This is a genomic window from Marinospirillum sp. (assembly GCF_014859565.1).
In genome coordinates, this window is record NZ_JACUUA010000095.1 from 1 (window position 1) to 12830 (window position 12830).

Genomic DNA, 12830 nt, shown 5'->3' on the forward strand with positions numbered 1-12830 from the left:
TGATCGGGCCTGTAGTGGACTTGCACCACCGAGTCATCCGACCGCCACCACGCGGGATCGGAACAGCGCCTGTCACGGCGCTACGCGCCATGCCTGGCGCACGATAGGAAAAAGCCCAGCTAATGAGCTGGGCTTTTTCCTAACAGGTGAGAGTTAATTTGGCTATGCCAGATAGCGGAGGCAGCAGGAATTGCCCGGCAATCAGCCAGTCGCAGAGCTGCGTATCCTGGTTGATTATTTTTGCTTCAAATCGAATATCCAAGCTGATGCCATCACTGTAATTGAACACACCTTCGTCAAAATCTTGAATCTCGTTAAAATCAGGCAGCATGAATACGGGCGTGCAGAGATCAGCATCTGGCTGCTCATCAACAATCATGGTGATAAGCAGGTTGTGCTGATTTTGCCTTAATAGCGGCTGGAGCAGCTCATTTACAATGCCTGCCGGGTGAGCGCCTGGTAGACCGTGGATGATCAGCTGGCCTGCCGTTAAATCAATGCGCTGATCACCTGGCTCTGCATTAAACCGCTGCTGCAGAATAACGGCATGCTCCGCCATGATCTTCAGTGGATTCATGCTGCTCTGCAGTTCACCCGTCTTTTGATTGTTTTCGGATGGCGCTGAGACAGGATTCATCCCGACATTTTGGTTGGCTTTGTTTGCGAGGGCGCGCGCCCGGCGCTGACGTTTTTTGGCTATGCTGAATTCCTTATTTGCTTTTAAGAGTCCCATTCAAAATAACACTTATAGTCTGCGCAGCAATTTCACTCTATTGCATAAAATACAGGATAGCCTGTACAATAAAACAGCGCGCACCAACTACGACGACGTACACTAACACCTTAGAGCGAGATATAGGCATGCCCATACTTGATCCAGAAAAAAAGGCTCCGCCGACCCCTGAGCAGGTTCGCCAGATCTTTAAGATGGGGGTTCCTTTCTCTAAAGCAGCACCGCTGATTCACCGGGTCACAGGATCAGCTTTCCACATGATTCCTCCTCCAGCTGAGTGCGATAACTGCGGAAACAAGGAGATTCATGATGAAGATACGCGCATCTGCACAAATCTGATTGATCGCCCTGACGGTCTGCTGAACCTGTATGCCGAGATTGCCTTTTATTGCAAGAAGTGCGGCACAACCACTGTTGACAGCAAGATGAATACGGTTGATCCGAATAATTTAGATGATGAAGATTTGGCGCAGCCTGAAGTGGGCCCGATGCTGGATTTTTTGCATTTTGAAAGCCAGGTGCCGGCATGGCTGAGGCTGCCTAATGGTCATACCTATGTTTACTCCAGGCTGCTTCATGAAAAGATAACACCTGAACTACTCAATGGTGGAGTGGCTCAGGATTTGATCGAGAAAAAAATCATTGAACCAGGCGAAATCATTGTTCTCCCCGGAATTGTTTATAAGCAAACAGAGCGTGAGGGAGCTATGCCGCCCCCAGGGAGGCTTCAGTGATCACCCCAAAAGCAGAAAACACGGATCGTCAGGTTAAAGCCTGTCTTGAGCTTTTCACTTGCGAGAAGGTCAAGCAAGGCTACCCGCAATCGGGCAGTTTGGCACAGCACGCTCTCGCCGTTTACCGTGAAAGCTTTCACCAAGCGTTGCGCCAGCAGGTGGCAATCGCTGAGCCGTATGTGCAAACAGAGGAGCAGCATAGTGCCCTGATTGCTGCGCTGTATAGTTATGCTAAGTCCTATCTTGATGAGCTGGCAAAAGTGATGCAGGCGAGGTCATTGATGAGCTCAAATGCACCTAACGACATCAGTAGTCAGCAGCACAGAATAAAGCAGGCGCAAGCGGTGATTGCACTGGATGATGCAACCAGCCAATTCGAGCGTTGGCAAAAATCCAATCTTGTCTGTGTGCGTTCAGAGGTGCTAAGGGCGCGAACGCAGCAGCAAATTTATAGTGATTCGAAGGCATCTTCCGGTGGCAGTGTGCAGCGATCATTCCGTGATGCAATCTCCACCTTTGCTGTCTGCTTAAGTGAGCTTCAGCAGGCCAATTCAAATCCAGCTCCGCATCGACAGAAAGCAGTAAAACACTTGAATGATGCCGTTCTACTTGATCAGCCGAAAGCTGTATCAGCGATCAAGCGCGTCCTGCACCTGCTTGAACTCAATACATCAGAAAAACTCAACCAGCTGGCCGGTAACCGCTCTTTTCTATGGAAAAGAATTCAAACCCTGCCGCTATTTGATCAGCATCAGTAGGAAGAATCGCATGCATAGATCAACTGGACTGACATTAACCGGGCTGGCCGATAAAGACAAACAGTATGTACCACATCACCCATGGCCGGAGGACTGCACGACTCAAAGCGGTGCAAGAGGAGTGGTGCTTCGAGCCAAGGAAAAAGGTGGCGGTTTTGACATCCTACCCGCCCTAAAGGGCGAGGATTCCCTCTGCAGGACGCTCATGCCCGAGCGCGAGAATGTTCCTGGCGGCGTTCACGTCGCGATCCAGGCGTGTACCACACGCCTGACAGATCCCTGTCGCGGTGTATGCGATCCACAGAGCTCACTGTAAAGCCATGAAGCGTATTATTGAAGTCTGTGACGATCACTGACTGCGCGTTCAGCGGCACCTTTGAATTAAGGTTCAGCCATCCAGCCAAGTCAATCAAAGGAATGGTCTGATCGCGCAGCGTTGCGATCCCAAGCAGGTGCTTGTGACTGTTGGGGTAGGGAGTGATCGGCGGCATGCGAATCACTTCCTTGACTTTGGTGACGTTGATACCAAAATAACTGGTCTTCAGTTCGCCATTGGGCTGCTGGTGCTCAATTTTGAACTCGATAATCTCAAGTTCGTTGGTGCCGCTTTCAAGCAGAATGCCGGTCTTTGTGGCGGGATTTGACATGTCGGAAGGCCTTTATCCAGTAATAAAAATTCATACTGAATGAAGCATAACGAAATCAAGCGCTCAAGCGATTGCAGGCTGGATCTTCCCGCCTAGATTTTGCCCAGGCTACGGCCGCCGCAATAACATCACCGTGGCAAGCTTTGGGTTTGCAAAAACAACCCAGTCGCTTGCCATCAAGCGCCAGCAAATCATCAATAGCAACATCGCCACGCTTGATTTGCCACCACAGGTGTTGCCGATACTTCTGGATCACTTCATCTCTTGATCCGTCCACCCCAATGGCATAAGGGTTTCCCCAAGGGGAACCCCTGCCAATATAGACATCGAAAGCATCGGTACGCTTGTTAACAACGGTGCACATGAGTGCTATTGCCTCCGGTGCTGGTTGTGATGATCCGTGTTTTTCGGTGGATCCGACTGCTTGCAAAGGCCGTTGTATGTTGCGACCAGATCCTTACCTTCTGGACATGGATTGTGTGCCGGTGGGTTCACCTTGGTGTGCCAAGCATCCCGAGCGGCAATCCACTCAGGGCTGGCGGCACTACTGGCTGCGCTGGTTGTTTTGCGATTCACAGGCACCCCCCTTTTTTCCGCGCATGTATTGGTCAATCCGCTTTCCAATAAAATCCATAACGGGCACCGCCATAGAGTTTCCGATGGCTTTGTAGCGCGGGCCATCTGCGCAAAAAGACTGAACCTCTTCCTCGGATAGTGTGCGTCCAAAATGATGCTCATAATAAGCCTTCATTTCGGCCTCAACCTTTTTATGGGTACCGTAAGGCAGTAAAGTCCAGTTGTCAGGAAACCCCTGCAGACGCTCACATTCAACCGGTGTCAGGCGGCGAACGACCATCTCGCATGTAGGCATCATCTTGTGGGTAGCTTGATCAAAGGCATTAGATGCTAAAACCGGCTCAATCTTCATTCCACCGGCAGGGTTGCTCATAACGGTTGGAGCAACACCATTTTCACCCTGGATGCGGCACCCTTGCTGTTCCCATGGAGTTAAACTTTGCTGTCCAGAAGAACCTGCAAGCACAGCATGGCGATCGCCGCTGGTGAGCGTGTAGCTCGGTGCCAATGGGTCGCCAATCCCCAGCCCGTTCCCAGATCCATCACTGTTGCGAGTTTCGCCTCCGCCTTGATGACGAGTTGCTTTGTCATGGATTGGCAGGCAGCAGCTATTCAGAGGTAATGCCACTAGATTTTCATGGCTATCATTGGGTCTTGCTCGAAGCGCATGAATGCCTTCACGCCAGTATCCATCCCCACTGGTACTGGTTGAAAAGCCAGTAGCTTCTTCAGCGACAATTGTGGGGACTTGATTAGTTCCAGAAGAACTTGATCGCAGAGGAGGTGTGCCTTCTTCGGTATAACCAATGCCATGCGAATTTGCTGAATTGCCAGCACTGAAGCCTGCGGATTTAATGAGAGCCACCGCATGATGATGAGCGGAAGACAGGGTGTTTTGAGGATCTGTGGGAAGACCAATACCAAGCCCCATTCGAGGCTTTATGTCGTCACTCGGACGACCTTGACAGGTCATTAAACAAACCACATCAGGAGACTTGACCAAAGAAACAGGCTGCGGCTTTAATGCTTCGTGTTTTTCATTTTTTGCGACTGATGTCGCAATGCCATATCCAACATTGCTGGGAGCGCCTTGCCCCTCTTCTCGGCTCGGTGGAGTATCCCTTCGCAGGCCGTTGAACTCAAGTAATATCTCGGAGGGATCGACACCCTCTCTAGCACTTGAGACAACAAACACACGTTTGCGTCGTTGGGCCAGTCCGAAATGTTGGGCATCGAGCACTCGCCATGCGACTGTTCGCTGGGGTCCAACAATAACACCAGAGCGCGTCCACTTTGGTGCATGCTGACCGGCTTTTTTGCTCCACGACCAGCGCTTGTTTGACTTGCCTGGCTCAGGTCTTGGGCCAGGCTCGACAACTTCATCACACCCGGCAAGTGCTGCAAGGAAGCATCCGAATGCATTGTCTGCGGTTGATAGGACTCCAGGCACGTTTTCCCAGACGGTAAGACAGGGCTCATCTCCATTTGCGGAGCGTTTGTCATCAATTGCATTGGCAATCCTCACATATTCAATGGTTAATTGGCCTCGATCGTCTTCAAGGCTTTTTCGCGCCCCAGCAACAGAGAAGGCTTGACACGGAGTTCCCCCGACCAGTATGTCGGGAGCAGGTATCTCGCCCGAAAGGATCATGCTTTTAATCCGGGTCATATCGCCTAGATTGACGATTTCAGGAAGGCGATAATCCAAAACAGCACTTGGAAAAGGCTCTATTTCTGCAAGCCACTGTGCATTCCAGCTAAGGGGACTCCAGGCAGCTGTGGCAGCCTCTACGCCAGAACAAACCGAACCATAGGTGGGCTGATACCCTTCAGACCAGAAAACACCGCAATCGTTAATCATGCTTTATCTTTATCTCCAGAAATGGCGCAGAACTATACAGGCTAATCTGGATAGAATAACATCAATTAAGCTGTGGTAAAGTGCATGTATTGCCACTTGTTACATCTTAATGCTGACTGAGTGGGTGCCAGTGGGTGCCGCCCCGAAAACCCCAGTTAGCAGGGCAGGGCGGCAAGGCGCTTCAGGCAGCGCTCGGCTCACCCCTTCCGTTCTCGAGTGTGCGCTTCGACTCCTGCTGGCGCTCTTTCAGTGTGAGCTCGTTCAAGCGATCCAGTTGCGGCCCGGCCAATTCGGCTAGATTGAGCATGATCTGATTGAATTTCTCGCGCTCTGCACCTTCAGGATACATGTCGGACTTGGTGCCACTGACCAGAAAGCGGCTGCGCTGACCCTGTTTTTCAAGTGAATCATGCACAGCGGTTTCAAAGGTTCTGGCAAAAAGCTCAGTAGGGTGGCTCCAATAAGTGTTGGCGCTTTTTTTCCGACTGTTGAAGGTGTAATTCTGTCCATCCAGGCTGATTCCTGCACGGGCAAAGCTGCGCTCAAGCAGACCGGATGGCTTGATTTGGCGTGCATAGTTCATGCTGGGTCGCTGCCCATTGAGCAGCGCAGACAGCGTTGCCAGATCATGCTCTAGCTGATTGTCGCTGCTGCTTGAATGATCCCTTAAGTATTCAATGCTTGAAAGTTCCCGGATTTCCTTGAGCCATTCGACCAGAAGATGCAGTTCGCTGTGCTGCTCAACCCGGAGATCGCCATCCTCAGCATCAATCAGTTCTATGTTGCTCATTTCATTGAGCACATGCCGCTGCGTAGTGCCTGGTTCAGCAAAGCAAAAGAAGCCCTCAAAACCCTTTTGCTTGATGGCGATTTGTAGCCATTCAGGCAAAAGATCATTCATGGCTTCTGCGCGCTCTTGCTCATCCATGTAGCGAAAGCGGGGATAAACATCAGCGATCTTCTGTAGTATCGGCAGGATTTGTGCCTGCTTTTTCTGGCGCAGTTCTTCATGCAGCTCAAGGTGCGACTGATCCTTTTCAACTTGTTTGTGTATTGCATACTTGCTGGAAGCTGCATCACGGGCAGCCAGCAAGCAGTTATGGATGGGCTCGTTAGGCTTGATGCGATCAATCACTGCATCACCAAATACCGCACGAGCCTCTGGCTCACTGCTCATGACGGCACCGCTTTTAAGCGCATGGTCGTAAATTGTCTGCGCCCAGTCGGACACAATGGACAGATCCTCACCATCAAAAGCGTGAGGATTTCGCTCAAGGCGATTGTCGATGGATTCACTGACGTGAAGGCTTAACGGCTTTTCATCCATGGCTTGCAGCTTAAGCGCATTGGCGAGTCGTGAAGGCAGCAGGCTTAAACGGATCCTGTCTATCTGCTGCTCGATCAATTTCACGATTTTGGCAGATACAGCATATTTACCGTCTTCACGATAAGTCTTGAGTCCTTCAGCCAATTGATCTTGAGTCACGCCTATTCTTTCAAGCAGCTGCTGCATGGCCGGCATCTGGATCAAGCTTGGCTGTCCATGAAATAGATCCGGGTACACTTCAAGACCCTCACCACCTTTTTTTGCCAGCATGTACATCACATCTGCAGCAAAACGGTATGGACAGTCGCTTTCACTGCGTGTTAATCCATGCTGTGCACCGACTTGAACAGCCCACTGAGCAATGGAATCCTGCACTGCTGCAACATAGGTTAAAGTTCGCACATGAGGCATCCGGCCATTAAATCCCATGGATTCAGAGTGTGGGCTCGGCAAGCGCACCTGTGTAAAATCCTTCTGCAGATTGCGGATAACACTCTCGCGATCTGAACGAAAGGGATTGAATGCATTCACTCCGGCATGCTCAAATTCAGCAGCGCTGATGCTGGGCGGATTTTTGATCAGTTCAGCTCGAACCAGGGGGCAGGACGGTTCATAGATGTGGCGACTCAGCTCATCTGATAGCTCCAACACACGCACGGCAGTGGCATGCATTGCCTGAATACCACTGTCATCTGCATCTTTCAGTACACGCTGAGATAGAGCCTTCATTTCTTCAGGCAATCCTAACGCAGATCTGAAGTTCTCAATCAGTTCGTACAGGGCATAGGCCAGGTCATCTTTATCACCGCCAATTTTTGCCAGTAAATCCGGATGTAAATACCCCATCATCTCTGCCAGTTCGATTGCGATTTCATGCGCTAATTCCGCCTCACGCCCTATGAAGCCGCCTTCATTTCTCAGCCCTGTGCTCGTGACTCGATCCTTAACCCTGCCCTCCAAAATCTGGATCAGCGCGCCTTGATCCTTGTTTTTTAAGGCTTCAGAAAAGCCAGGCAGGAATGGGCATGCATGGTTGAATGAATGGTTCTCAAGTAGTAGAGGCAGCAATGCTGTTCTGGCCTCATGTACCAACTGCTGATTCAAATCCTGCTCAGTGGAAGGAGAGACAAAAAGCGCAGTCATCCATTGCGCCAAAGCATGGGCAACCGGTTTTCCCGTTTCACGAAACTCAGGGCGCAGCAGCCACTCAAGTTTGCTGGATAGCATCGAAGCCATAGCCGCCTGACCGCTCAGGCCTTTTTGCGCCTCGATGATGGCTTCCATAAAGATAATTTCGCTGACAAAGTGAATCCGGCCGTCTTTATTGCCGGTGAGGAAGCGAAACTTTGCGTTGGAAATGTTGCTTCTGGAGACATCAAAGATCTGCAGTAGTCGATGATCAAGGGCATGCCCCATTTCATGAGCCATTGAGCCGGCTCCGGATAAACGGGTCAGGTTAATTACATTCAGGCTTGGTTCATAATGTGCTGCTGCCTTGCCCTTGCCGCGAGCACCAAAAGCCAACCCCAAGGCATCGCCTGGCTTATAGGCAGCCTCAACCAGCGGTGCATCCTGCTCTGTTGGCATAGCATCTGGCTGGACACCAAGACCGAGTCGAGTCATGGGCCACTTCAGGGCTTCAGCCATGTCTTCCATGGCATTAAAGGTCAGGCGACAAACATCACGAGTCTCTTGATTGCCCAGCCAGTTGCCCACCTGAAATCCACGAGCGCCGATTGCTGCGGCTAAAGAGGCAAAGTCTTCTCGCTCTAGTTGCTCGGAAGACAGGGGATCGCGCCCATCCCAGTCAATCGCTTGCTTGATGACCGGTGCCTCCCTCTCAACACGGTAGACCTGGGGTTTTTTCTTATCAGGCGTATCAGGCAGTGCTGGTGACTCCTGTGAACCCTGTTCATTGTTGGCCGACTGCTCAGCTGCAGGGCTCTCTGGATCTTTGATGCCAAGAACAGCCAAGTTGACCACAGGCAGAACCAGCGGCGCATCCTTTTCACCAATACTGGGGCGCTCGATCGTCCAAAAGTTTTCCCAGGCTTCGCGCTCCCTGCGGGTAAATCGAAAGGACATATCGTTTGTAGAGCCTCTATTGCAGGCCGACGATAGCTTGACGCGAATCGGCCAGAGGATTTTTTTGGCTCGGTCAAAGCGTTTGCTTTCAGGGATGGACATGGACAACCCGTCAGTCAGGTTTTGCATGGCATTGTAGAACTGATCGGCTGCCACATAGGCAGGCTCGAAGTGATGATGCCTGCTTTCATAATGGGCTGCATCAGCAGAGACATCGATGAGGCATACCCCGTCTCGATCCACGAGCCGACCTTGGTTGTCACTGGCATCAAGCGTAACAGCATCCACATGGATATCCCTGCTTGCACCCTGGGTCTTCATTTCTTCAAGCAGCTTGCTGCCCTCGGTCACCGAGCGGTATTCGCTGTACTCACGAGCCGGTGCCCAGCGAAAAGGGGTAAAGGCTGAGGAAACGAGAGATTTTGCGCGGTGATCACTAAAAATCAGCTCCCTAAGCAATGCCTGCGCCTGTCCGGACAGATCACCTGCGGGTTCAGCATCAAGATTCATCCGGGCTAACTCATGAGGTACGGACTCTAAAAACGATTCAAACGCATAACGACAAGAAAGCACCGTATTGGCATACGCCAAAATGGCTGCAGGTGTTGCAGCCGGTGCTGTTGCCGGCAAATTATCACGCAGATTTTTCATGGACAGCAGAACAGATGCAGGTAAGCCCTGTTCGCTCAATGCCTGAAAATCAGGCTTTGGCCATAACAGGTCTTTTTTGATGGACTTAGCCCAGCCAGAAAGTGTGGATTGATGAAAGCGAGCCACATCAATCTGAGAGGCTGACTCATAAGCCATAATGTCGTGGCGCAAAATATCAAGGGCAGGCTCAGCAAAGGGAAGGTCTCTTCTGTGCTTGCCTCGCTCTAAGTCGGCCAGCCAGCCTAGAGTATGAGCAGCAGCCAAGTGCGGGTAAAACATTCGCTTGTCGGGCGACAGATATGGGTTATCCATCTCTGCGCCGAGTGTTGGTTTTTTTCGTGACAGCTGGCTGCAAGCCTGCAGAGAATCCATAACAGATTCAGCATCCAGATTGACTGAATCCAGGATATTGTTGAACAGGCCAGTCATAAAGCCAGCGTGGGGCATGCCTTCAAAGCCCGGTAGAATGTGATCCCTCGGACTTGCTGAGCGTGTGCCGGATTGTTCCGAGGTTGATTTGTCTTCGGATGTCGGGCGGACTAACAGCTCTGATAGTGCTTTTGCGCGATCTTTTGGTGCGCCTGGCAAAAAGACACCATAATCATTGAGCCGCTCTGCGTTTTTCTTTGACATGCTTGACCTCGATCACTCGATAAACCCTGAATCGACTGACATGGCAGTGACCCACAGGTATTGATTGCTAGTTGCATGATGTATAACCAAAACCAACAGGCTTTCGCATTGTAGCGCTGTACGGGATAACCTGTGTTTGATATGATGCGGCGATATTTGATTACCAGACGCACAAAGGAGTGATTCATGGGTTTTTTAACGGTAAAAACATGGGTTGTTGCCGCCGCCGTAGTCGTAGTTGGTCAGTGGACGGCATCTCACCTGGCACTAAATAAATCTGAAACGGCTTACCAGCAGCTGATTGAGATGATCAATCAGACCGAAGGCTTAAGGGTCGCTGATGAGGCAGCGAACTTTGGTCTCTTTACTGCCAATGGCACCCTGGTCATTGCTCAGGAAGCGTCAGAATGGGAACTCTTTGGTAGCACCCCGGAAGTGTTTTCACATATTGATTGGAAGGGAACGTCAGTTTTCCCGCATTTTTCTTTTGCGGGAAACGTCAAGCACACCGCTGCAATTCCGGTTGATTATGAGCCCTACTGGCGTGAGCGCTTTCGGCAGGGAGTTGGTGTTGAACACTGGGATGATTTGATATTAAAAGGAGAGCTCGGATCCAAAACCAAGATAGAGATCAGCAACCCTAAAGGCGGATCATTTATGTTGAGCCCCACTCTTTTGGGTAAGGTGTATCTTGTAGCGTCTGGCGAAACCAAAATGGAAGTTCAATATTCAAAGCGTGGTTTAGACCTGACCTTTAAATCAGAAAAGGGCACTCTCACCACCCTGCAATCCGACACAGTGATCAGTGATGGCTTTCATTTTGTAAAAATGGATCTGGCTCAGCGTGCTGCGCTGAAGAACTACACTTTGATAGCAAAAACACGTCAAGGCCGGATAACAGGACTTGAACTGAATGCTGAGCAGGCTGATTACTTTGATGGGTCACGCAACGGCAATACTCAGATCAAGCAGGCTGACTTAAAGTTCTATGAAATTGATCGCAAAAGAAACGAGCAAGACCTGATTAGCTTTGCGGTCGATATGTCGGCAGGTGGTGTGACCGTGCACGGGCAGTCGTTTGGTTCTGCCGGCATTAAGGCGACCTTAGGTGATTTTGACAGGGAGTCCTTTTATTTTGTAACCGAAAAAATCCCCATGATTGCCAGTGGATCAGAAGCCGGGCAAGCCTTTGATCGCGGTGGTGAAAGGCATCAGGAAATGCTGTCGCACATGCAGACCCTGCTGGAAAACAGCCCTCAACTGAAGGTCGAAAAGCTTAAAATGGCGGTTGATTTTAACGGCTTGGGGCTAGATCTGGATGCTTACGGGCACCTCGGGTTTAATGCGGAAGGGCTGCCTGCGGACTACATGATGTGGAGCGAGCGCCAGCACAGGCAGTATGACATTCGCAAACACTTTGAATTGCTGCTGAATGCAAATATCCCGGCACCTGTACTACAGATGATGGGATTGCCGCCCCAGCTTGGACAATCCAAGCGCCAGGAAGTGAAGGTGGAAAAAAACACCTTGCTCCTGAATGGGATTCGCCTCACCAGTTTTTAAGCCGGATATACCTTTAAGACCGGCCGCATGGCCGGTTTTTTGTTGGACAAACCTCAAAAAAACACAGAGATAAACAGGAAAAATCATGAAACTCAAAACCTTTGCCCAGCAAAGCATCCATTTGATGCAGGGGTACAGCCAGAAACAATCAGTACAAGTGCACCAGTCTTTGCTGGTGCAACCACCCCCGAAAAAGCTTGAGCGGGCAGGTGTTGTTCGCCTGATCAAAAAGGGAGGTGGCTAGCCTTTTTGGCAAACCCTTGAAAAATAGCAAGGTTATTCCTTTTGTTTATGCTGCTGTGTGTTGTTTAACCCATCAAGCCACAGTCAGCGAGCCTTCTCTTTTTGGATATTTTTTTGTGGGCAGCGCTGGTGCTGTCGATACTGATTGCTGTGACTGCCACTGTATTTACCGGGTGGCAGTATTTAAAACTGCAGGACTTTCAGCGCTCGGTAGCAGAACCCCTGAGCCAGATGACAGATACCCTCAAAGGGGTGGAGCGTGAGGTGCACCTGCACTATCTGGCTGAGCAAACCTGGGCGCATGTCATTGACCTTCAGATACAGGCCATGGAGCGACTAGCCGAGGTTCATCATGGCAAACAAGCCAAGGCATTTGCCTCATTAGCAAATCAGTTGCAGGTGCGCAAAATGCGCCTCACGGATCGATATGAAGAAATGACATACCCAAGCATCACATCCCTCGCAAAAGGCAATGTGGTGCGCTACAACCTCAAGCTGCTTGGCCAGCTACTGGTTGATCAGGTAGCCGAAGGGCGCATTGATACAGGCTCCATCGAAACATTAAAAAGTGACATCGTTATAGGTGCTGACCTGGTGCTGGCAGAGGCGATGCTTTTGCAAGCCGGTCAGCACGTCTCTCGCAAAGAGTACGAGGAGGGGCTTGAACTGATTGAGCGACTTTTCATCAAGCTTGATGAAATCCAGGACTTAAGAAATGTGAGCGATATTCGCACTGCAGCTGAAGAGATCTTTGAACGCTGTCAAAAAAAACTGGGTTACCGGTGAAGCCACCAGAGCGGCCCCAGATGAAGTCGGAGCGGTGAGCTTCAAGAGTAAAATAAAGATTCATTCTTTCTGCGTGAATCTGCCTTATGCCCAGCCTCTCAAAAATAGTATTTACAGCAACCCTGCTGATCACCCTCACATCGAGCTATAGCAGTGCGGAAATTCTGCCACAAGAATCAACCTGCCTTATTCATGAAAAATAGCTGAAAAGTGGGTGTGGCTTTGGTATGCTG

General features: G+C 50.5%; 10 protein-coding genes and 1 pseudogene. 5 read left to right on the plus strand and 6 right to left on the minus strand.

The window, feature by feature from the left end:
• Positions 1 to 139 precede the first annotated feature (139 nt).
• Entirely contained in the window at positions 140 to 733 is a 594-nt protein-coding gene (locus IBX50_RS11980) for a hypothetical protein (RefSeq protein WP_292256148.1), read from the minus strand.
• A 128-nt stretch (positions 734 to 861) separates the two neighbouring features.
• Between IBX50_RS11980 and IBX50_RS11985 the strand changes: the two genes are divergently transcribed.
• Both IBX50_RS11985 and IBX50_RS11990 read left to right on the plus strand, forming a co-directional pair.
• Positions 862 to 1467 carry a hypothetical protein gene (locus IBX50_RS11985; protein ID WP_292256150.1) on the plus strand — a complete coding sequence of 202 codons (606 nt, stop codon included), beginning with the start codon at positions 862 to 864 and terminating at the stop codon, positions 1465 to 1467.
• Positions 1464 to 2225, plus strand: coding sequence for a hypothetical protein (locus IBX50_RS11990; RefSeq protein WP_292256152.1), 762 nt, complete (start codon positions 1464 to 1466; stop codon positions 2223 to 2225). Before IBX50_RS11985 ends, IBX50_RS11990 begins: the two co-directional genes overlap by 4 nt.
• A 172-nt stretch (positions 2226 to 2397) precedes the next feature.
• On the opposite strand, the gene IBX50_RS20735 is transcribed toward IBX50_RS11990, so the two are convergent.
• From IBX50_RS20735 to IBX50_RS12010, 5 genes and pseudogenes are all read right to left on the minus strand, one after another.
• Entirely contained in the window at positions 2398 to 2529 is a 132-nt protein-coding gene (locus IBX50_RS20735) for a zinc ribbon domain-containing protein (RefSeq protein WP_366930721.1), read from the minus strand.
• Positions 2522 to 2872, minus strand: a pseudogene (locus tag IBX50_RS11995) (chemotaxis protein CheW); the annotation flags it as partial. The pseudogene IBX50_RS11995 and the gene IBX50_RS20735, both read right to left, overlap by 8 nt.
• A gap of 55 nt (positions 2873 to 2927) precedes the next feature.
• Positions 2928 to 3236: a DUF4326 domain-containing protein gene (locus IBX50_RS12000; protein WP_292256155.1), complete on the minus strand. Its 309-nt coding sequence runs from the start codon at positions 3234 to 3236 to the stop codon at positions 2928 to 2930.
• A 180-nt stretch (positions 3237 to 3416) separates the two neighbouring features.
• Positions 3417 to 5309, minus strand: a complete 1893-nt coding sequence (locus IBX50_RS12005) for a DNA cytosine methyltransferase (protein WP_292256157.1) — start codon at positions 5307 to 5309, stop codon at positions 3417 to 3419.
• A 181-nt stretch (positions 5310 to 5490) separates the two neighbouring features.
• Positions 5491 to 10005 carry an LPD1 domain-containing protein gene (locus tag IBX50_RS12010; protein WP_292256158.1) on the minus strand — a complete coding sequence of 1505 codons (4515 nt, stop codon included), beginning with the start codon at positions 10003 to 10005 and terminating at the stop codon, positions 5491 to 5493.
• A 186-nt stretch (positions 10006 to 10191) separates the two neighbouring features.
• On the opposite strand from IBX50_RS12010, the gene IBX50_RS12015 reads away from it, so the two are divergent.
• The 3 genes from IBX50_RS12015 to IBX50_RS12025 all read left to right on the plus strand — a co-directional run bounded on the left by IBX50_RS12015 (position 10192) and on the right by IBX50_RS12025 (position 12597).
• Complete coding sequence (locus IBX50_RS12015) at positions 10192 to 11568, plus strand: DUF945 family protein (protein ID WP_292256160.1); 1377 nt, start codon at positions 10192 to 10194, stop codon at positions 11566 to 11568.
• 85 nt (positions 11569 to 11653) lie between these two features.
• On the plus strand, positions 11654 to 11812 hold the full coding sequence (locus tag IBX50_RS12020; protein ID WP_292256162.1) for a hypothetical protein: 159 nt from the start codon (positions 11654 to 11656) through the stop codon (positions 11810 to 11812).
• A 101-nt stretch (positions 11813 to 11913) separates the two neighbouring features.
• Positions 11914 to 12597 (plus strand): hypothetical protein, encoded by a 684-nt coding sequence (locus IBX50_RS12025; protein ID WP_292256163.1) that lies wholly within the window; start codon positions 11914 to 11916, stop codon positions 12595 to 12597.
• Positions 12598 to 12830: the final 233 nt, after the last annotated feature.

Bases quoted from the DNA above. Each gene is read 5' to 3' on its own strand.
- IBX50_RS12020 (WP_292256162.1), top strand. From the start codon at position 11,654: ATGAAACTCAAAACCTTTGCCCAGCAAAGCATCCATTTGATGCAGGGG.
- IBX50_RS12015 (WP_292256160.1), top strand. From the start codon at position 10,192: ATGGGTTTTTTAACGGTAAAAACATGGGTTGTTGCCGCCGCCGTAGTC.
- IBX50_RS11980 (WP_292256148.1), bottom strand. From the start codon at position 733: ATGGGACTCTTAAAAGCAAATAAGGAATTCAGCATAGCCAAAAAACGT.
- IBX50_RS12010 (WP_292256158.1), bottom strand. From the start codon at position 10,005: ATGTCAAAGAAAAACGCAGAGCGGCTCAATGATTATGGTGTCTTTTTG.
- IBX50_RS11985 (WP_292256150.1), top strand. From the start codon at position 862: ATGCCCATACTTGATCCAGAAAAAAAGGCTCCGCCGACCCCTGAGCAG.
- IBX50_RS12000 (WP_292256155.1), bottom strand. From the start codon at position 3,236: ATGTGCACCGTTGTTAACAAGCGTACCGATGCTTTCGATGTCTATATT.
- IBX50_RS12005 (WP_292256157.1), bottom strand. From the start codon at position 5,309: ATGATTAACGATTGCGGTGTTTTCTGGTCTGAAGGGTATCAGCCCACC.